Source organism: Virgibacillus dokdonensis, from assembly GCF_900166595.1.
GTDB classification, from domain to species: Bacteria; Bacillota; Bacilli; order Bacillales; family Amphibacillaceae; genus Virgibacillus; species Virgibacillus dokdonensis.
In genome coordinates, this window is sequence record NZ_LT745763.1 from 1750776 (window position 1) to 1771582 (window position 20807).

20 protein-coding genes and 2 other annotated features are annotated in these 20807 nt (G+C 36.4%); of the genes, 17 read left to right on the plus strand and 3 right to left on the minus strand.

Features of this window, described 5'->3' with window-relative positions:
- Nucleotides 1-346 precede the first annotated feature (346 nt).
- Entirely contained in the window at nt 347-1375 is a 1029-nt protein-coding gene (locus B2C77_RS09650) for a phosphotransferase (protein WP_176087310.1), read from the plus strand.
- Here B2C77_RS09650 and B2C77_RS09655 read toward each other — a convergent pair.
- Nucleotides 1372-1560, minus strand: coding sequence for a YszA family small membrane protein (locus B2C77_RS09655; protein ID WP_073004679.1), 189 nt, complete (start codon nt 1558-1560; stop codon nt 1372-1374). The two genes, B2C77_RS09650 and B2C77_RS09655, sit on opposite strands and share 4 nt — an antisense overlap.
- Nucleotides 1561-1870: 310 nt before the next feature.
- Nucleotides 1871-2142, plus strand: a binding site (T-box leader).
- A gap of 97 nt (nt 2143-2239) precedes the next feature.
- Between B2C77_RS09655 and B2C77_RS09660 the strand changes: the two genes are divergently transcribed.
- Complete coding sequence (locus B2C77_RS09660; RefSeq protein ID WP_077703423.1) at nt 2240-4888, plus strand: valine--tRNA ligase; 2649 nt, start codon at nt 2240-2242, stop codon at nt 4886-4888.
- Between the two features lie 78 nt (nt 4889-4966).
- Here the strand turns inward: B2C77_RS09660 and B2C77_RS09665 are convergent, their stop codons facing one another.
- Both B2C77_RS09665 and B2C77_RS09670 read right to left on the minus strand, forming a co-directional pair.
- Nucleotides 4967-5824, minus strand: a complete 858-nt coding sequence (locus B2C77_RS09665) for an ATP-grasp domain-containing protein (RefSeq protein WP_077703424.1) — start codon at nt 5822-5824, stop codon at nt 4967-4969.
- The gene (locus B2C77_RS09670; RefSeq protein WP_077703425.1) at nt 5817-6725 is read right to left on the minus strand and encodes an ATP-grasp domain-containing protein; all 909 of its coding nucleotides are present in this window, start codon (nt 6723-6725) and stop codon (nt 5817-5819) included. Before B2C77_RS09670 ends, B2C77_RS09665 begins: the two co-directional genes overlap by 8 nt.
- A 314-nt stretch (nt 6726-7039) precedes the next feature.
- On the opposite strand from B2C77_RS09670, the gene B2C77_RS09675 reads away from it, so the two are divergent.
- From B2C77_RS09675 to obgE, 15 genes are all read left to right on the plus strand, one after another.
- A complete protein-coding gene (locus B2C77_RS09675; protein ID WP_077706879.1) occupies nt 7040-8305 on the plus strand; it encodes a bifunctional folylpolyglutamate synthase/dihydrofolate synthase in 1266 nt (421 codons plus the stop codon).
- 139 nt (nt 8306-8444) lie between these two features.
- Nucleotides 8445-9350, plus strand: coding sequence for an SPOR domain-containing protein (locus tag B2C77_RS09680; protein ID WP_077703426.1), 906 nt, complete (start codon nt 8445-8447; stop codon nt 9348-9350).
- 341 nt (nt 9351-9691) lie between these two features.
- Nucleotides 9692-10372: a RadC family protein gene (gene radC / locus B2C77_RS09685; protein WP_077706880.1), complete on the plus strand. Its 681-nt coding sequence runs from the start codon at nt 9692-9694 to the stop codon at nt 10370-10372.
- A 681-nt stretch (nt 10373-11053) separates the two neighbouring features.
- Nucleotides 11054-12094, plus strand: coding sequence for a rod shape-determining protein (locus tag B2C77_RS09690; RefSeq protein ID WP_077703427.1), 1041 nt, complete (start codon nt 11054-11056; stop codon nt 12092-12094).
- Between the two features lie 12 nt (nt 12095-12106).
- On the plus strand, nt 12107-12991 hold the full coding sequence (gene mreC / locus B2C77_RS09695; protein ID WP_077703428.1) for a rod shape-determining protein MreC: 885 nt from the start codon (nt 12107-12109) through the stop codon (nt 12989-12991).
- The gene (gene mreD / locus B2C77_RS09700) at nt 12991-13530 is read left to right on the plus strand and encodes a rod shape-determining protein MreD (protein ID WP_077703429.1); all 540 of its coding nucleotides are present in this window, start codon (nt 12991-12993) and stop codon (nt 13528-13530) included. The genes mreC and mreD overlap by 1 nt, the downstream gene beginning before the upstream one ends.
- Before the next feature lie 362 nt (nt 13531-13892).
- Nucleotides 13893-14582, plus strand: a complete 690-nt coding sequence (gene minC, locus B2C77_RS09705; RefSeq protein ID WP_101933831.1) for a septum site-determining protein MinC — start codon at nt 13893-13895, stop codon at nt 14580-14582.
- The gene (minD, locus tag B2C77_RS09710) at nt 14575-15375 is read left to right on the plus strand and encodes a septum site-determining protein MinD (protein ID WP_077703430.1); all 801 of its coding nucleotides are present in this window, start codon (nt 14575-14577) and stop codon (nt 15373-15375) included. Before minC ends, minD begins: the two co-directional genes overlap by 8 nt.
- 462 nt (nt 15376-15837) lie before the next feature.
- A complete protein-coding gene (locus tag B2C77_RS09715; RefSeq protein ID WP_077703431.1) occupies nt 15838-16608 on the plus strand; it encodes a M23 family metallopeptidase in 771 nt (256 codons plus the stop codon).
- Nucleotides 16598-17470: a M50 family metallopeptidase gene (locus tag B2C77_RS09720; RefSeq protein ID WP_077703432.1), complete on the plus strand. Its 873-nt coding sequence runs from the start codon at nt 16598-16600 to the stop codon at nt 17468-17470. The genes B2C77_RS09715 and B2C77_RS09720 overlap by 11 nt, the downstream gene beginning before the upstream one ends.
- A 223-nt stretch (nt 17471-17693) precedes the next feature.
- Nucleotides 17694-17766 (plus strand) — a sequence feature (ribosomal protein L21 leader region).
- Between the two features lie 14 nt (nt 17767-17780).
- Nucleotides 17781-18089 carry a 50S ribosomal protein L21 gene (rplU, locus tag B2C77_RS09725; RefSeq protein WP_073004659.1) on the plus strand — a complete coding sequence of 103 codons (309 nt, stop codon included), beginning with the start codon at nt 17781-17783 and terminating at the stop codon, nt 18087-18089.
- A 9-nt stretch (nt 18090-18098) separates the two neighbouring features.
- Entirely contained in the window at nt 18099-18428 is a 330-nt protein-coding gene (locus B2C77_RS09730) for a ribosomal-processing cysteine protease Prp (protein ID WP_077703433.1), read from the plus strand.
- Between the two features lie 13 nt (nt 18429-18441).
- Nucleotides 18442-18732 carry a 50S ribosomal protein L27 gene (gene rpmA / locus B2C77_RS09735; RefSeq protein WP_077703434.1) on the plus strand — a complete coding sequence of 97 codons (291 nt, stop codon included), beginning with the start codon at nt 18442-18444 and terminating at the stop codon, nt 18730-18732.
- A gap of 188 nt (nt 18733-18920) precedes the next feature.
- Nucleotides 18921-19451 (plus strand): Spo0B domain-containing protein, encoded by a 531-nt coding sequence (locus tag B2C77_RS09740; RefSeq protein WP_176087311.1) that lies wholly within the window; start codon nt 18921-18923, stop codon nt 19449-19451.
- A gap of 13 nt (nt 19452-19464) precedes the next feature.
- Nucleotides 19465-20754: a GTPase ObgE gene (gene obgE / locus B2C77_RS09745; protein ID WP_077703436.1), complete on the plus strand. Its 1290-nt coding sequence runs from the start codon at nt 19465-19467 to the stop codon at nt 20752-20754.
- Nucleotides 20755-20807 lie beyond the last annotated feature (53 nt).

The following is a 20807-nucleotide window of genomic DNA, read 5'->3' on the forward strand; positions in this document are numbered from 1 at the left end:
GAAAAGTATGAGATTTTTTGGTTTATAATATAAGAAAAACAAAGGCTTTTGCCATAAGATTTGGCGATAAGCCAAGTTTTTCTAAGGCTAAATATAATCGAACTCTATGACTTATCGCGGATAAAGGTGCTGTAAGACTCCTACTTCAAGATTGGAAGATGTGAGCGGAACAAGTCTAAGTGGGAGATACACCGCCTTACTCTCCTTTTTCGTAAAAGCCCTTTAAATCGTATTCCTTGTGCTGCTGAACAACCAGCGGGGTACGAAAGAAAACCCCACTAATTGATAAGAGTGTAAAGGCATGAGCCTAATTTTTGTTCGCTTTGAAACTAGGGTGGTGAAGAAAATGGATACCTTACAAGAAGTTTTGCATGCTTATTCTATTCGACCTTTTTACATAGAAAAACAAACGGAACGGCTCTACATGGTGCAAGACTACAACCAGCAATATGCCTTAAAACATAGCCGGCTAACGGAAGAAACGATCGTTATGTGGGAACAAGTTTATAAATTGGCTTATGAAGAATATCTTTTTCCTATTTTACCAGTTTATTTAACGAAGCAAGGAAAGTTATATGAAAAAAAAGGAGAGCTTATTTATTATGTGACACCTTGGAAAGAAAGCCGAGAAACAGAATTAGATCAATCCACGATTGATAAAATCTTTCAAAGCTTTGGATTGATTCATATGAAAACAAAACGGCGACATTTGGTTGAAATCCAGCAGTTTAAGCAAGCTTTTCAACAGTATAAACAGCATTGTTTGACCTTACAGCAACAATTACTTACATTTGTAGAGGAGTACGAACAACATCGCTTTATGTCCCCATTTGAATTACTTGTGTGCACGCAATTTAAAGATGTTAATTATAGTCTGAATGAAACGATACGAAGAATTGATCAACTGTTGGATGAACAGGAAGAGACTTGGTATTATAGTTTGTGTCATAAGAACATCAAAACTTCACATACTTTAGTTGATCAAGGTCAGCTCTATTTTATAAATTGGGAGAATGCAGGGTTTGACTATCCCGTTTTTGATTTAGTTGCTTTTTTTCAAGAAGAAACAAAGCATTATGATACTCCGACTATTATGCTGCTGCGCGGATTTGACAAGTATATGAATGAGAACGAACTGACCAAGAAAGAACTATATTTGTTAGTCATTCAATTATTAGATCCACAAGCTTATCTAAGTTGTGTCAAAAATCATAAACAAGCAAACACGTCCATGCTGAAACAAATAATTCATTTACAGCATACATTTCGCCGTATACTGTTTGGGTTGCACCTTTCTGCACATGTGGAAAAAACGTATGATACGATCGATCTGGATGATCTGGACGACCTAGATGATTTGGATGAAACAGATTAAATCCATTCCAAATAAAAAGCTATAAAAATGCCAACGATAATACCCAGAAGAAATACATCAAAGGTGGTTGGGAAAAATAAAGTACGAATCAATTGAAAAATTAATATAGGCAGTGTACATCTTTCGATTACGATAATACAATTTCTAGCCCATGGTGGTAGCCGGTAACGGTAATATCTTGCCAATGAGACTCTCTCCTTTACATCAGAAATTTGTATTGTTACTATACTATATGTATAAATTGATCTTTTTGGTGCAAACCTTACTATGTAACGGGTTATTTATTTAAGAATAGATGATAGCACTAGCAATTAGATAAACGTCCACAAACACTTACAATAACAGTGAAGAGTTACATTCTTTAAGCTGCTTTTTGTCGTAAACATTCCAGAGCTGGGAAAAGAACGCCCTATTTCATTTTAGTGAATAAACAGTTGACGTAAAGAGGAATTATATATAAAATAAAGCTATTCTAATAATATGCATGTAAACAATGAAAATGTAAAGAATGGGAAGAGTACAGGATAATTATCATGTAGAGATGGAAATCATTGGCTGAAAGTTTCCTTGAAAGATTATGCTGGAATGTCGCCCAGGAACAGCTCCTTTGAAAAATAAGGCTACGATGATGTCTTCTTTTAAGTAGAAGGAAGCCGGTCTATGTACCGTTATCAACAAATGAAGTGTGTATACTTTGTTTCTTTATTACACTAGAAGTATACAAATAAAGGTGGTACCACGGAAAGCAAGCCCTTTTCGTCCTTTTATAGGACAAAAGGGTTTTTTTTACACTTTGGTAAGTGTCAAAAACGTATAAGAGAAACTACAGCTTTCTAAAAAAGATATTGTCAGGAGGAGCATGTCATGCACGAACAAGAATCAAAACCTTCACTTTCTGCTAAATACAACCCGCAGGAAGTAGAAAAAGGTCGCTATCAATTTTGGCTAGAAGGAAACTATTTTAAAGCAAAGAACGATACGGAGAAAGAACCCTATTCTATTGTTATTCCCCCACCAAATGTTACAGGACGGTTGCATTTAGGGCACGCTTGGGATACGACAATGCAAGATACCATTTCTAGAATGAAACGTATGCAAGGATATGATGTATTATGGCTCCCTGGTATGGATCATGCTGGGATTGCTACACAAGCAAAAGTGGAAGGAAAGCTAAAAGAACAAGGTACGAATCGTTATGAGCTAGGTAGAGAAAAATTTCTCGAAAAAGCCTGGGAATGGAAGGAAGAGTACGCTGCGTTTATTCGTTCACAATGGGAAAAGTTAGGGCTTAGTTTAGACTATTCACGTGAACGGTTCACGCTTGATGAAGGTTTGTCAGATGCAGTTAGAGAAGTATTTGTAAAATTATACGAGCAAGGTTTAATTTATCGCGGAGAATATATTATAAATTGGGATCCAGATACAAAAACGGCTTTATCCGATATCGAAGTGATTTATGAAGAAGTGCAGGGCAAATTTTATCATATGCTCTACCCGTTAAAAGATAGCGATGAGAAAATCGAAATTGCTACCACACGCCCAGAGACGATGTTAGGTGATACTGCGATTGCTGTTCACCCTGATGATGAACGATATAGCCATTTAATTGGCAAAAAAGCTATTTTGCCAATCGTCGGTCGTGAAATACCAATTGTTGCAGATGAGTATGTAGATATGGAATTTGGTTCTGGTGCAGTGAAAATTACGCCCGCTCATGATCCAAACGATTTCGAAGTTGGGAATAGACATGATTTAGAACGAGTATTAGTTATGCATGAAGATGGAACGATGAATGAAAATGCTGGTATTTATGAAGGAATGGACCGATTTGTGTGCAGAAAACAAATTGTTCACGATTTGAAAGAACAAGGTGTACTATTTAAGATTGAAGACCATCTGCACCAAGTTGGTCACTCTGAACGAAGTGGCGCTGTCGTGGAGCCATACTTATCTACGCAATGGTTTGTAAAAATGAAACCACTAGCAGATGCTGCAATCGAGCTACAAGCAGGAAGTGACAAAGTTAATTTTGTTCCACAGCGTTTTGAAAGAACCTATTTAAATTGGATGGAAAATATTCGTGATTGGTGTATTTCTCGCCAACTATGGTGGGGGCACCGCATACCAGCTTGGCATCATAAAGAAACAAAAGAAATTTATGTCGGCAAGGAAGCTCCCGACGATATAGAAAATTGGGAGCAAGATGAAGATGTATTAGACACTTGGTTTTCATCTGCTTTATGGCCATTTTCTACCATGGGATGGCCGGATGTAGGAGCAGAAGATTACAAGCGGTATTTTCCAACTGGAGTTCTCGTAACAGGTTATGATATTATTTTCTTCTGGGTTTCAAGAATGATTTTTCAATCGAAGCATTTTACGAATCAAAAGCCGTTTGATGATGTTTTGATCCACGGATTGATTCGAGATGCAGAAGGAAGAAAAATGAGTAAATCGTTAGGCAACGGTGTCGATCCAATGGATGTCATTGATAAATATGGTGCTGATTCATTACGTTATTTTCTATTGACTGGTTCTACCCCTGGTCAAGATTTACGCTTTCATTGGGAAAAGGTAGAAGCAACATGGAACTTTGCGAATAAGGTGTGGAATGCTTCTCGTTTTTCTTTAATGAATTTAGCAGATTTTTCGTATGAAGATATTGATTTAACAGGCGAAAAGTCTTTGGCAGATAAGTGGATATTAACCCGTTTAAATGAAACAATTGAGCATGTAACTAGAAATAACAATAAATATGAATTTGGCGAAGCTGGCCGTCAATTATATAACTTTATTTGGGATGAACTATGTGATTGGTATATTGAAATGGCAAAAATACCATTATATGGAGATGACAAAACTCAAAAACAAACAACACGTTCTGTGCTCGTTTATGTTTTAGATCAAACGATGCGTATGTTGCATCCATTCATGCCGTTTATTACAGAAGAAATTTGGCAACAGTTACCACATCAAGGAGAATCTATCACAGTTGCCACTTGGCCAGAGCCAAGAGATGAATTCCATGATGAACAGGCAGCAAATGAAATGAAGCGACTAGTGGCGATTATCAAAGCTGTCCGTAATATTCGTGCAGAAGTAGATACACCAATGTCAAAACAAGTTAAACTACTCATCCAAGCGGAGAATGAATCTATTGTGAAGGAATTAGAAGAAGAGCGTCACTATTTAGAACGTTTTTGTAACACAAGTGAATTAGCCATTATGGAAAAGATCGATGTCCCTGAAAAAGCATTGTCAGCAGTAGTGACAGGAGCAGAACTATTTTTACCATTAGAAGGGCTAATTGATTTTGACAAAGAAATTGCTCGCTTAGAAAAAGATCTAGCTAAATGGACAAAAGAAGTAGAGCGTGTGCAGAAAAAACTCGCAAACGAAGGGTTTATTAATAAAGCACCTCAGGCAGTAATTGAAGCAGAAAAACAAAAAGAAAAAGAGTACTTGGATAAACAAGCGAAGGTTCAAGCAAGATTACATGAATTAAAAAACTAACAAATTTAAGGGTTACCTACTTCGAACTGAATGTACGAAGTAGGTAACCCTTATTGCATGATTGCATGATAAAAAGGATTACGACTGGATGTGTTTTTTGATATGCTCCACATATAACCGTAGTATATTTGTATTGCTAACGGCACTTAGTATGCGAGAACCGACAACATCTTCAATTTCATTAAATAATAGTTCTCCATCCATACTTAGTAAGAAATCAATTCCTACCATTCCAAAATCGAAATAATCAATAATCGTTTGGATTCTTGTTGCTTCTTTTTTGGACAATGTATATAGTGTTGCACTACCACCAAGCTTGTAGTTGGCTCTAAAATCGGTATTACTTTCTCTAAGTACAGCTGCGATAATTTTTTTCCCTACGACAAAAACGCGCAAGTCTTTGCCTTGTTGCACATGGCAACTTTGCATGATGATGTCACTGCCTTTTATTTTCTTCATACATGCTAAATACTCCAACTCATTAGTGATCATATAAACCTCTTTTCCACCTCTGCCTGCAACGGTTTTTACTACAAATGGAAAAGAAAGCGGAGGGGAATCTTTTAAAAAAGAAGCTTTATGGAAATATGTGTCTACCATTGGAACATTGAGTTGATGTACATAATGATGCGTTAACGCTTTGTTATTGCAAATAGTTGCTATGTGAGAGTTGTTAAAAACATTAATTCCACAACTTTCCAGATGAATACTAAGCATAGGATCAATGGTACGAACAACTGCAAATTCAGGTAAAGGTTCTATCTGATGGTTATTTAATAGGACTTGGCGCTGTTTATGAATTCCAATCGTCAGGTCTTCCCTACGTACAAGCTGCAGATGGATGGATTGAAGTGCTGCTTCTTCCATAAACCAATGAATATAGGCTTTATTTACTTCAATATCTTCATCACTATAGATAAGCCAGCCGTTATGCATTTGTGTTCCCTTCTATCTTCTTAAAAATATAGTCAATTATAAAGGTAGCAACATTTATTCCCGTGGCATCAAACAAATTGCGGATGTGAGCATTGGAGTTAATCTCGCAAATTATAGGAGAATCATTTTCTCCAACTAATAGATCAACACCTGCGAAATCAGCTCCAATGGATTGTGTAGCTAGGATCGCCAGTTTTTGTTCTTCCTCCGACGGTTCATACGCCTCCATTGTACCACCAGCAGTAATATTTGCTCTGAAATCATGTGCTGACTGTCGTTTCATGGCCGCAACAACTTTATTGCCTACAACATGCAGCCGTAAATCTTTTCCATAGCTAGTAGAAATGAATCTTTGTAAAACGAAGGGCTTTGTTGCCAAATTTTTAATTTGCTGAATTAAGTCCGCTTTATTATGGATAAGATACACTTGTTCGCCAAAAGAGCCGAATGCTTCTTTTACAATCATAGGAAAACCCAAACGGTGAATTGCAGCTTGCAGTGCGCCAGGCTTTAGCTGTTGGGAAGTAAATGTTTTCGGATAAATAATCGTTTTAGGTATTGGAAGCTTAGCTGTTGCAAGCTGTTGATACGTTAATATTTTGTCATCACTAATACGAATTGCTTCCGAAGAATTAAACACGCTTATACCTAATAATTCGAGCTGCTTAGCTAGGTAAATATCTTTATCTGTAAACACTACAAAGTCAGGCAAAGCGCTAGGTTGCTCTTCCGTTAATACAGATAATTCGCTTTGAGATAAAAAAGATAAGAGTTCGCTATTTGACATGATTTTTACGTTGCTAGCTCTTTGTATCGCTGCTTTTTCTAGCCATTGTGCAAAATCAATAAATTTCTTGCCGGGTAAACTATCGTTATATATAATCCATCCAGTTACGTGCATCAGTTCTTTCCTTTCTGCTATACTTATAATCGTTCATAAAATTTTTCAACTTTACAAGTAAGCACTTTTAATTAAAATTTTTACGAAAAGATTTATCCTAGATATAGGTGCTGTATGACTCCCACTTCAAAATGAAGATGTGAGCGAAATAAAGTAAGAGGTAACAGCACTTAAATCCCGGATTCGTCATAGGCCTTTAGGGCATACTGGGCTGCTAACAATCAGTCGGGGATGAAAGAATCTACAGATTGAAGATTCACTTTATGTTATAAATTAAATACTACTCATGAAAGGATTGTACATAATTGCATACAATGAAGCAAATAGAAGCATTTTTTAATCATCGGCATCAGTTAGGTGTTAAACCTGGTTTGGAACGTATGCAACAATTACTTGCTTTACTTGGTCACCCTGAAAAACGATTAAATGCTGTTCATATTGCCGGCACTAATGGAAAAGGATCTACTGCCGCTTTTGTGAAACAAGGTTTGCAAGCAAGTGGCTATCAAGTAGGAGTGTTTACTTCACCAAGCTTACATGGAATTCGCGGGTATATTTATGTAGAGGAAGAACCAATTTCTGAACAAGCATTTTTAAAAGTGTGGGAAAAAGTTTACCCAGCGGTTCAGGAATTAGATCAAAAAAATCAATCCCCAACAGAGTTTGAAATATTGACAGCTATTGCGTTCTTTTATTTTGTTACCAATGTTGACATTGCTGTTATAGAAGCTGGAATGGGAGGGAGAGAAGATACGACAAACTGTATAATCCCTTTAGTATCTATTATTACTAGTGTTAGTAAAGATCATATGGCTTTTCTTGGTCAGACAATACCTGAGATTGCTTTACATAAAGCAGGGATTATTAAACAAGGAGTTCCAGTTGTTATTGGACAATTACAATTAGCTGCTAAAGAGGTGATTATACAAGAAGCGGAGGCTAAGGAAGCTCCAGTCTATCAATTAGGGTTGCATTTTCATTATCAAAGTCTACCTTCTAAAGAATGGAATCATATGGAATGGAACCTACCTTATACGAAGGGAGCTGCTTTTAAACTTAAATTGTATGGAGAACATCAATTAGCGAACGCATCATTAGCGTTAATGGCTTTACATTTAATACAGCAGAAAGGATGTATCATCCAGTTGTCGAAATTACCAACTGCTTTTTTTGACGTACAATTAGAAGGTAGATTTGAACTAGTGTCCCAACATCCTATTATAATTCTTGATGGAGCTCATAATCCAGCAGGAATTCGTGCATTTATAGACACACTGGAGAAAGTCTTTCCATATCAAGAAAGGCAGCTATTATTTGCAGCTTTTAAAGATAAAGCAATTGATGAGATGATGATTCCTCTAACGGGTAAATTTAGTGAAATTTACTTAACCACTTTTGATCACCCGAGAGCTGCAAGTATATCTGAAATGAAAAAAATCTCGTTACCTTCAATGAAAACCATTAATTCGTGGGAAAATGCGATCAGTAAAATGAGTGACCCAAACACTGTATATTGTATTACAGGTTCGCTTCATTTCATTTCTATTGTAAGGTCGTATTTACTCAGTAAGAATAAATAATAGTTTTAGTGGCACCATGTAATGGAAAAAGGTATCACATTATGTTGAACAATTTCTTAAAAAGCTGACAAACTTCGTCTTACTTTTCACATGTTTTTTGCTAGAGTAAAATAGAACTCTTCTAACAGGAGGCAAAACTGTGAAAAAGGACAAGCGTAAAATAACAGTCTGGAAAAACGGTCAGCAGGTGAAGCTGTCTATGTATTCATCAAAAAATAATGATACAACTGGGGAGACAGAGAATGAGGAAGCTGCAACACTAACGGATACAGAGGAAGAAGTTCCATCATACGCCCGACTATCTGATAAGAAGTTTTCAGTTTATCCCATATTTTTTAAAAAAATAAAGCATATGAAACCTTTAATTATTGCCATTGCTTCAGCTTTTATTATAGGGACATTGCTGGGGATTACATTGATTCGAATGTTTGTTACCATTGATGAAGATCGCCAAGCCAATAGTGAGGAGAACAACGCTAGCGTGACCGAAACTAGCCGTGAACAAGAAAGGAAAGAACTAGATGGTCACGCAAATATAAAAGGTTTTGATATTTTTGTATTGCAGGGAGGCGTTTTTTCTGAAGCAGGAAATGCACAGACGTGGCAAAAGAAGTTTCAAGAGGAAGGGCTACCTGCAATGATTTGGGAAAAAGATAAGCAATATTTTTTATTAATATCTGCGGCTGCCTCAAAGGAAAAAGCGGAACGGTTAAAAAATGATATCACTTCAGAATTGGATATTTATGTAAAAAAATGGCAGATTCATGTGGGAGAAGAGGGACTGAAGAAAGAAGAAAGAAGCTGGATGCAGACATTTGCGGATGTATGGCGGAAAGATATGCAACAACAAAAAGTATCTAAAGAACAATGGGAATCTACCAAAAAAACTATCCCTAGACGACTCCAAAGCTTAGGTAATGCAATGAATCAACATGTAATTGAAGAAAAAAATGATAGGGCTGTAGACTTAGGAGCAAATTTACTAACTTTATGGTATGAATTAATACATGAGCTTAACCGTGAAAAAAAAATAGTGAACGAATAAAAGAATACTACACTACTATTTGTAAAAGTAGGATGATGTAAGAAAACAATATCGTATAAAGTTAATAGCTTTAAATAGGGTTGAACCCTTCTACAAAATGGTTGGAATAAAACTTCCCATGCTGTTTTACAATTTATTATACTTCAAGTTTTTTACTTGCTTATCTACTGAGAATAGAATTTTTAAGAAAAAACAGTTACTCATATGGCGGTTTTTCTCCTATATAAAGCTTTTTTTGTCTCAGATATTTAGTTGTTTTTTTAAAATTGCTGGTTTGTTTAAACAAAGAATCCTCTGTAAGATACAAGTATCTTAGTTAAAGGGGGATGAAAATGACTTCAATGCCTATTATGATCAAAGATGTACCTAAAGATGACCGCCCCAGAGAAAGGTTACTAAAGGTTGGCCCTGGACAGGTGTCAAATGCAGAATTATTGGCTATTATTCTTGGGAGTGGGACAAAATCAGAATCTGTACTTTCTTTATCTAATCGCCTATTGATGCATTTTGAAGGTTTAAAACTTTTAAATGATGCAACCATAGAAGAGTTAATAGCTATAAAAGGAATCGGCAGAGCTAAAGGTGTCCTCGTTTTAGCAGCCATTGAGTTGGGAAAGCGAATGAACGGTTTTCAATCAGGTGATCGTTATGTCATTCGGTCTCCTGAAGATGGCGCAGATTACATTATGGAAGATATGCGAGTATTAAACCAGGAACATTTTGTAGCACTATTTTTAAACACCAAAAATCAAGTTATTCACCGGCAAACGATTTTTATTGGCAGTTTAAACGCTTCTATTGTTCACCCTAGAGAAGTATTTCGTGAAGCTGTTAAACGTTCTGCCGCTTCCATAATTGTTGCTCATAACCATCCTTCAGGCGACCCAACACCTTCCCGGGAAGATATTCATGTAACCAGGAGATTAGTTGAGTCCGGAAAAATGATCGGGATTGAACTGATGGATCATTTAATTATAGGCAATCGTAAATTTGTTTCTTTAAAAGAAAAAGGTTACTTGTAAGATAGTGTAATCTAATAGTCTGGCTAAAAATATGCGTTAAGAAATTGAATTCAAAGCGTACTGTAAGAATGACATCGCCTTTTTATCCTTGTTGCCAAAATCTTACTACAGTCTACGTTTTCACTTCAGAAGTTATCGTTTCTTATGATAATTTGAATGATCTACATGAAGTGATCAAACATGCTTTTATCAAAATCCTCACCAGCAATAACTATAAGTTCCCAATCCTTATTTGCTTCATGTGAAATTTATTTGTTGTATGCTAGTGTTTTTTTTACGTATGGACGCTCTACTTATGCTCATATTTTTAAAATACGCTACGCTTAGCATTACCTACTACGTCCTGTTAAACATTCGCCTGCTAAGCTGAAACAAAAAGTTGTTTTGTGAAAATGAAACCCAGTTAAACATAGATGTGGACCATGCTTGACAAAAAACTTGTATTAACACTATCTATTTTTTATTTTTTTTCGTATAATTATATAGAAAAGAAATGAAGGAAGCGCCATTTTTCAGTAAACCTGAGGAAAGTGGCGCTTGTTACGCTTATATTTATGTATAATAAGCGCATGTTATACTAGATAATTGTTTTACTTTTTAACGGGAAAACGAGATAATTGAAAATAACATAATACGAGCTACATAAAAATATATGTATGCAAACTGGAAAGGGAGATTTTTTTGGGATTATTTAATTTTTCTCAGGATTTAGGAATAGATTTAGGTACAGCCAACACGCTTGTATTTGTTAAGGGCAAAGATGTTGTTGTTAGTGAGCCTACAGTGGTAGCCAAAAATAAAAACACTGGAGATATTGAAGCTGTAGGAAGCGCAGCGCGTAATATGATTGGACGAACTCCAGGAAATATTGTTGTCATTCGACCAATGAAAGACGGAGTAATTGCTGATTATGATACAACAGCTACCATGATGAAATATTATATTAATAAAGCAATGAAGAATAGATCTTATTTTGCAAAAAAACCAAATGTAATGGTATGTGTTCCTTCGGGCATTACGATGGTTGAAGAAAGAGCAGTTATTGATGCAACGAAACAAGCGGGCGCAAAGGAAGCTTATCCTATTTCCGAGCCTTTTGCAGCAGCTATTGGAGCAGACCTCCCTGTTTGGGAACCAACGGGGAGTATGATTATAGACATTGGTGGTGGCACAACGGAAGTTGCAGTTATTTCATTAGGTGGTGTCGTAACCAGCCGTTCTGTTCGAACAGCTGGTGATAACATGGATGAAGCCATTACTCAATATATTCGTAAGCATTATAGTTTAATGATCGGCGAACGAACAGCAGAATCCATTAAGTTGGAAATTGGTACAGCAGGGAAAGTGGATGTGAATGAAGAAATTGATATACGAGGAAGAGACCTTTTAACAGGTTTACCAAAAACAATTACCGTTACTGCAGAGGAAATTTCTGTAGCGTTAAAAGATACCGTAGACTCCATTGTGGAAGCTGTGAAAAATACACTAGAAAAAACCCCACCAGAGCTTGCAGCAGATATTATGGATAGGGGAGTCGTTTTATCTGGTGGAGGAGCTTTACTAAAAAATATTGATCAGGTTATAAGTGATGAAACCAAAATGCCTGTGTTTATTACGGAAAATCCACTGGAAAGTGTAGCGATTGGTACGGGTAAATCACTGGAATATATACACCACTTTCGATCCCAACCACATGTGTCATCACGTCATACTGTAGATTAAGTGGGTGTTTAGATGTCTTTTTTACGCAAAAAGCGATTGTTCATTCTATTAATTGGTTTTATACTGCTTGTAGCTTTAATAGGTTTCTCTTTAAGGGATCGAGAAGACCTAACAATAATAGAAGAAATAGTCAATGATACGGTCGGTTGGGCACAAAGCGTGGTTCATGCTCCAGTAAATTGGGTAACAAACGTTACTCGTAATATTGGAGATTTCAAGGATACGTATGAAGAAAATAAATTACTAAAACAAAAACTTGCTGAATATAAAGGGCTTATTTATGAAGTTCAAGAATTGAAAGAAGAAAATGAGGATTTAAGAAACAACCTTGAACTGACAGAATCGGATGCAATACGAAAATATAACCCTATACAAGCAACAGTAATTTCTAGATCGCCTGAAAGGTGGCTAGAACAAATTACGATCAATAAAGGGAAAGATGATGGAGTTAAAAAGAACATGGCAGTGATCACACCAGAGGGAATGGTTGGAAAGGTAATGACCCCATCAAAGCATACTTCTACCGTTCAACTACTTACAGGCTTTGACCAATTTAACCGGATTTCCGGGGAAATTTCTCGTGACAAGGGCGATAATATTTTTGGGATGATTGAAGGGTATGATAAAAAAAGTAAGCACCTCATATTCCGAATTATTGAAGAGTCTCAAAAAGACGTGAAGAAGGATGAATTAATTGTTAGCTCTGGAATGGGAGGCGTATTTCCAGCGGGGCTTCCGATTGGAAAAGTTCAAGAAGTAGTTCCTGACAAATATGGATTAACGAAAACTGCTTTAGTAAAACCATCTGCTGACATGTACGAATTAAACCAAGTAATTGTAGTCGATCGTTCTGTACAGACTGATGAAGGTCAGGAAAGTGAAGAGGAGGAGGAGTAATGAAGCGTGCCTATTTACCTCTTATCCTCCTACTTATTCTTGTTTTACAAGGAGTTTCTTTGGAATTACTGCCTGGAAACTTATTGAAATCAGATTGGCTGATTGTTTCCCATTGGGTGTTTATATTTCTTGTTTTTATCGCTGTATTCTATGACAATGAAAGCACCCACTATTCTGTTCTATACGCGTTAATCTTTGGTTTGCTAATTGATATAGTTTATACAAGTACACTAGGCGTTTATATGTTTTCGTACGCATCTACGATTTACTTGATTTATGGTCTGAAAAAATTACTGCACGGAAACATTCTTGTTGTAGCTTTGTTAGGTATTGTGGGATTAGTAGTGAGTGACGGGATGATTTATCTTATCTACTCTGTAGTCGCATTAACAGACATGCCGTGGAGTATGTATTTAACCAACCGATTATTGCCTACAATAGGGTCAAATTTAATTTTCTTATTCGTTTTATACCCGCTGTTTGCAAAAAAACTGACAAATTGGGGGAAAGATCAAATAACGAAAGGAAACTCATTTTGAGAGGCTATTTGGTTTTAGGGGAGTTGCTTAATTACTTTAAAATGAGCTGTAACCGACATGTTTTATCGACTCACCACATCGTCTTACACGAATAAGATAGTATAAAATTGTGGTGTTAAGTGTATAAGCAAAACTGGTGGTTGCATAAAGATTCGGCGATAGGCTAAGTTTTCTCCCCCCAACTCTCCCTAAATATAAAATATACGAGTACTGTTCTAGGGGAATATTGGTATTACAAATAAATTATACTTGTTAGGCTACCTAGTCAATGAAGTCTGACATACCATAGTAAATAAGGCTAAATATGATTTTAATTTGAAGCATTCTTCCGAGTTTCCGAATGTATAGAATGAGGTGAACGTGTGACACAGGAAAAAACACAATTAATTACCATGAAAGGTACAAAAGACGGGCTCACATTATTTATTGACGATACCTGTTCGTTTGAAGAAGCCATGCAGGAATTGCAGTATAAAATGAACGAGAGCAAGCCTGCACATGTGGAGCCGGTTGTAGCTGTAAGAGTTAAATTAGGCTATCGGTACTTAAAGCATGATCAGATGATTCGATTAAAAGAAATTATAACAGCTGAAAACCGTTTTACCATTCAAATCATTGAATCTGATGTTGTTCCTCGTGAAGAAGTTCGTAAATGGCAGGAAAATAGTGAAATAAAAACGATGAATCAAATAGTTCGTTCTGGACAAGTCTTACATATAACTGGCGATTTATTATTAATTGGGGATGTAAATCCAGGTGGAAAGGTAACGGCTACAGGCAATATCTTTGTAATGGGAAACTTGCGCGGAATTGCACATGCAGGTATTGATGGAGATAAACAAGCATTTATAGTTGCATCTTATATGAACCCGATGCAACTAAGGATCGCACATTATATAAGTCGTGCTCCAGATTATGAATCTGACGGTGTGTATATGGAGTGTGGACTGGTCGATGAAGAAAAAGATAAAATAATCATTGATCGACTCCAAGTTCTTTCACAGAAGCGAAGAGAGATAAACAGGTTCGAAAGGAGAATGCTGAATGGGTGAAGCAATAGTTATTACTTCTGGAAAAGGCGGGGTCGGAAAAACGACAACTACTGCGAATATCGGTACAGCTTTAGCTTTAATGGATAAGAAAGTTTGTTTAATAGATACGGATATTGGGCTTAGAAATCTTGATGTCATTATGGGATTAGAAAACCGTATCATTTATGACATTGTAGATGTTATTGAAGAAAGGTGTAAGCTGAAACAAGCATTAATTAAAGACAAACGCTTTGATTATTTAACTTTGTTGCCAGCTGCACAAACAAGTGATAAGACATCTGTGACAAGTGAAGGAATGCAACAAATTATTTATGAGCTGAAACAAGAATATGATTACATTATTATAGATTGCCCGGCAGGAATCGAGCAAGGCTTTCAAAATGCAATTGCAGGTGCTGATAAAGCAATTGTGGTTACTACTCCAGAAAAATCGAGTGTGCGAGATGCTGATCGTATAATCGGATTATTGGAAAAAGAGGAAATGGTTGAATCTCCACGTTTAATTATTAACCGCATTCGAAATCATATGATGAAAAATGGAGATATGCTTGATATTGATGAAGTTTTACAAATTTTATCTGTAGATCTAATTGGTATTGTGATAGATGATGATGAAGTGATTAAAGCTTCCAATAAAGGCGAACCAGTTGCGTTTAAACCTACTTCTAAAGCCTCTATTGCTTATCGGAATATTGCTAGAAGAATCTTAGGCGAAACAGTCCCGTTGCAATCATTAGATACAGAAAAAGGTATGATGCAAAAGCTTAAGCAATTTTTAGGCATGCGTTCTTAAATGCAGTAATTAATATAATACAGTCATACACAAAAAGCAGGCTTTTCCTGCTTTTTGTAGTATAAGAAAGCAATAACGAAATAGTAAAATAGCCACTTCCGTCTTCATCGCCGAGCAACTAGGCGACTTCACTTCATTGACCCTAAGCTAAGTCATCGTCGGTTCATAACTAAGAGGAAGGCCGACTAAAAACGGGCTTGGCACCCGACATCGGCATCACCCTGTTCTTAGTGGCGTGATTCCTAAATCTTTCGTTGATTTGTTCCATTCGCTACGTTGTTAACGCGCTAAAATAAACTACAGCTTTCGTTATAAGACTTAGCGATAAGCCAATTTTTTCTAATATCATATCAAAGTATTCAATTGTGCATTTTTGAATCGTTTCGCTCTTCCTCTTACTAACATATATTTGCAACTAGCTTCATATACTTGTACAAATGTGATTAGAAGGAATGAGAAACTATGAGTAGAGGAGTTAAGCAAGTACGTCAATCTATTGAACAAAGAAAAAAAACACGTAACATTATTTCACAGAATAGCGCATCAAAATCTGTCGTTACACCATTTGTGCAAGAGGAGGAAAAGCATGGGTTTGAACCGCTCTATACTGCAACATCAAGTAATGGGCGACAAGGAAAAATAGTAACAGGACTTTTATGGAAAGCAATTCTTTCCGCTATCTTATTTTTGACGGTTGCAATTATTTGGCAGATGGAATCAACTCGACTACAAACCGCTAAATCCATTATAAGCACTGCCCTTATAGAGGAATTCCCATTTGCTAAAGTAAATCTATGGTATCAAGATACATTTGGTAGTCCACTTGCTTTCATGCCGGACGGAGCTCCAAAAGATCAGGTCGTAAATGAGAATGCTCCAGTAATTCCAGTAAACGGTAATGTTTCTGAATCTTTTCAAACGAACGGTACAGGAATAAAAATTTCACCTAATGAAAAATCAGATATAATGGCGTTGGAACAGGGGATTGTCATTTTTGCTGGAAACGATCGGCAAACAAATAAAACAATTGTCATTCAACATCCAGATGATAGTATTACCACGTACGGTGAATTAAGTAATATTGATGTTCACTTATACGAACATGTTGCTAAGAAGCAACCTATTGGCCAGTTTGTTCCGACTGAAAATAACCAAGCAGTTTATTTTTCTATTGAGAAGGATAATCAATATATAGACCCCGTTCAGGTGATAAAAGTTGACGATGTGGAATAGTTTATTGCCAAAAATTCACTTCCATCCTATTTTACTGCTTTTTCTCCTGATTTCTTTTTTTACGGGTACATTTATGCAACTGGCTATTTTATTGTTTATTGTGTTTTTTCATGAATTAGGTCACTACATAATGGCATTACAATTTAAATGGCGTATAAAGAAAATTATGCTCTGGGTATTTGGTGGTGTCATGGACACAGAAGAGCATGGGACCAGACCTGTGAGAGAAGAGATTCTGGTCATTTGTGCCGGACCCTTTCAGCATATTGTATTATACGTTATTGCGCTGGTGGCAGTTGATACAGGGGTAATATCCTCATCCATATTTGATACTTTTATGTACTATAATACGACTATATTTATTTTTAATTTATTACCCGTATTACCTTTAGATGGAGGGAAATTACTTCAGCTTATCATATCAACAAAATGGCCATACAAAACGGCATACTATCGATCGATTTATTTCTCGTTGATTGCTTGTCTTTTTTTGCTTGGCACTTCTTTAGTTATCCAACCATTTACACTAAGTACTTTTTTGTTGTGCCTTTTCTTACTGTTTGAAAATAAAAATGAATGGAAAAAACGGTACTATGTATTTACAAGGTTCCTTCTTAAGCGTTTTGAAACAAGACATAATCCAATTTGCCGGACAAGATCTATTAGGGTGAAAGCAGAAAAATCGTTACTAGAAGTTTTTTCTTATTTTTACCGTGGATGGAGTCACAATATTTACATTATATACCCAAATGGCTCCATAAAGCTTATGAATGAATATGATTGCCTATATTGGTATTTTGAAGCTAAACGGTACAAAGATACAGTTGGTGACTTAGGTGATTTGACTAATAACACGAAGTAGTATTGTCATTTTATAGGTGTTCGATATTTACCCTGAATTGTAGAATGTAAAGCGATTGATGGTACAAGATCTTCTAACACTATAAACAAATGCGGATAAGAGGCAATGTAATAAATGAAGCGTTCATTTGTATAGAAAGCATTATTTTCCCGAGAAGTTATCATAAACTTATTGACAATGAATGTATTGTAATGGTAACATTAATACGTTATTCATCGTAGCACCAGTGCTACAACCGCTCAGAACAGGTTGTAAACTCAATGTGTAGTACCTGTATGGCGAGTCTTAGTTTATGGGAGGTGCAAAGTATATGTATGCTATTATTGAAACTGGTGGCAAACAAATGAAAGTAGAAGAAGGTCAAGAAATCTTCATTGAAAAAGTTGCTGCTGATCAAGACGAGACGGTTACATTTGACAAAGTTCTTTTTGTTGGTGGAGATGATGTAAAAGTTGGTGCTCCATATGTAAATGGTGCATCGGTAACTGCTAAAGTTGCTAAACATGGTCGTCAAAAGAAGATTACTGTGTTTAAATATAAGCCAAAAAAGAATTATCATCGTAAGCAAGGTCATCGTCAGCCTTACACTAAATTAGTGATTGATAAAATCAACGCTTAGAGGTTACTTATGATACAAGTAATTGTTTTTCGTGAAGATGAACAAATAAGAGCATTTGAACTTTCCGGACATGCTGAAAGCGGTCCTTATGGATATGATTTAGTGTGTGCAGGAGTGTCTGCAGTATCCGTTGGTTCTATAAACGCAGTTCTGGCTTTATGTGAAGTGGATCTTGATATAAACCAAAGTGATAATGGCGGTTATCTTCATGTAACAATACCAGACTATATTTCTTCTGAAGAAATGCGTCGAGTTCAATTATTATTTGAAGGTATGCTTGTATCACTTTCGTCCATAGAACAGGATTATGGACAATTTATTACTATTCAAGATAAATAAGGAGGTGTATCTTATGCTACGTCTAGATTTGCAGTTTTTCGCACAGAAAAAAGGTGCTGGTAGTACAAAAAACGGTCGTGATTCCGAATCCAAGCGGCTTGGTTCTAAAAGTGCTGATGGCCAATTTGTAACAGGTGGATCTATTCTTTACCGTCAACGTGGAACGAAGGTTTATCCTGGTGAGAACGTTGGTCGCGGTGGAGATGATACACTTTTTTCAAAAATCGATGGTGTTGTAAAGTTTGAACGTTACGGGCGTAATCGTAAAAAAGTAAGTGTATACCCTGTTGCTAAAGAAGCATAATACAAAACTCCAGCCAATTCATTGGCTGGAGTTTTTAACGTTTAATATTATTTTTTTCTATAGAAAAAAGGAACCAAAACAAAACGTGGAAAATGAAAGAACCCACAAGGATTGAAAAATGACTTAGGAGAATGAATGACCTTTTTTGCGTTTTCTGCTATACTTTTGGACATGTGGGAGGATGTTATATGAATGCAGAAGAAGCTGTTCGTTTCATGCAGCATTATCGGCATGACTTAATGAATCATTTACAAATAATTCACGGTTATGCTTCAATGGGCAATGTTAAAAAGATAGAAGAAAAGATAGTTGATATCATTCATTGTTATAATATGGAACGAAAATTAATGCACCTACAAGCAAATGAGTTTTGTTTATGGGTGATGAAGCACGCTTATATGTATGTGGATGTAAAATTAGAGTACGATATACATACGGAAGGAAAGCGGGTTGAAAGTATAGACCAAATATTAACGGAGCAATGTGAGCAATTTTTAGCTGTGGTAAAGAAGCTGAAGCTCAAAGATGAATTTATAACGGTTCATTTAGTTGTTAAGCAGGAACAGAAGGATTGGATAACAATGTATTTCTCAGTAAGTGAATTTTTTAATCATGCACAGTTAAAAGAACAACTGCATCGGTTGGAGACGCATTTTCCTTTAACTGTAATGGACAATAGTGACATTGTAGAATGCTCTTTTTCTGTTCCGTGTAATTGAAAGAGGTGAGGACATGTTTGTAGATCAGGTAAGTGTTTATGTTAAAGCTGGTGATGGTGGTAATGGCCTTGTCGCATATCGTAGGGAAAAGTATGTACCTAAAGGCGGCCCTGCTGGAGGCGATGGTGGCAATGGAGCTGATGTTAAATTTAAAGTGGATGAAGGGCTGAACACTTTAATGGATTTTCGGTATAATCGCCATTTTAAAGGAAAACGTGGCGAAAATGGGATGAGCAAAAACCAACATGGAAAAAACGCCCCTCATTTAGTTGTTCCAGTACCACCTGGGACAACAGTAATAGATGAAAGCACCGGAGAATTAATTGCTGATTTAACGGAACATAATCAAGAAGCTGTGATTGCAAAAGGGGGTCGAGGCGGTAGAGGGAATTCACGCTTTGCAACTCCAAGAAATCCAGCGCCAGATATAGCAGAGAATGGCGAGCCAGGACAGGAAAGACAAATAAAGGTGGAATTAAAGCTAATCGCTGATGTCGGATTAATCGGTTTTCCTAGTGTTGGAAAATCTACCTTCTTATCTGTAGTAAGTGCTGCAAGACCTAAAATTGCAGATTATCATTTTACTACATTAGCTCCCAATTTAGGTGTTGTTGATACAAATGACCAGAGAAGCTTTGTTATGGCTGATCTTCCAGGTTTAATTGAAGGAGCACATGAAGGAGTAGGATTAGGTTACCAATTTCTGCGTCATGTAGAAAGAACGAGAGTACTTGTTCATGTCATTGATATGGCTGCAACAGAAGGTCGGAATCCTTATGATGATTATGTTAAAATTAATCAAGAACTAGAGCAGTATGATTCTAAATTGATGACACGACCCCAAATTATAGCGGCAAACAAGATGGATATGCCGGGTTCAAAAGAAAATTTGGAAGTTTTTAAGGAAAAGCTACAAAATAAACATCCTGTTTATGAAATATCTGCACTCACAAAAGATGGCGTTCGCGATATATTATTTGCGATTGCTGATAAATTAGAAAAAATACCAAAAAGTGCTGTGGATGAAGAAGAAGCTGTTCCAAAAGAAGAGAAAGTTATCTATCGTTATCATAAAGAAGAAGATCCGTTTGAAATTACGCGAGATGATGATGGTGCTTATGTATTATCTGGACATCGCATTGAAAAGTTATTTAAGATGACTGATTTTAACCACGATCAAGCTGTACAGCGGTTTGCACGTCAGCTAAGAAAAATGGGAGTTGATGATGCTTTAAGAAAACGAGGTGCAGAGGACGGAGATACGGTTCGTATATTAGAATTTGAGTTTGAATTTATGGAATAAGAACATGTGCCAAACGAAAAAAGTATAAAGGTTAAAGATGTTCATTTCTAGCT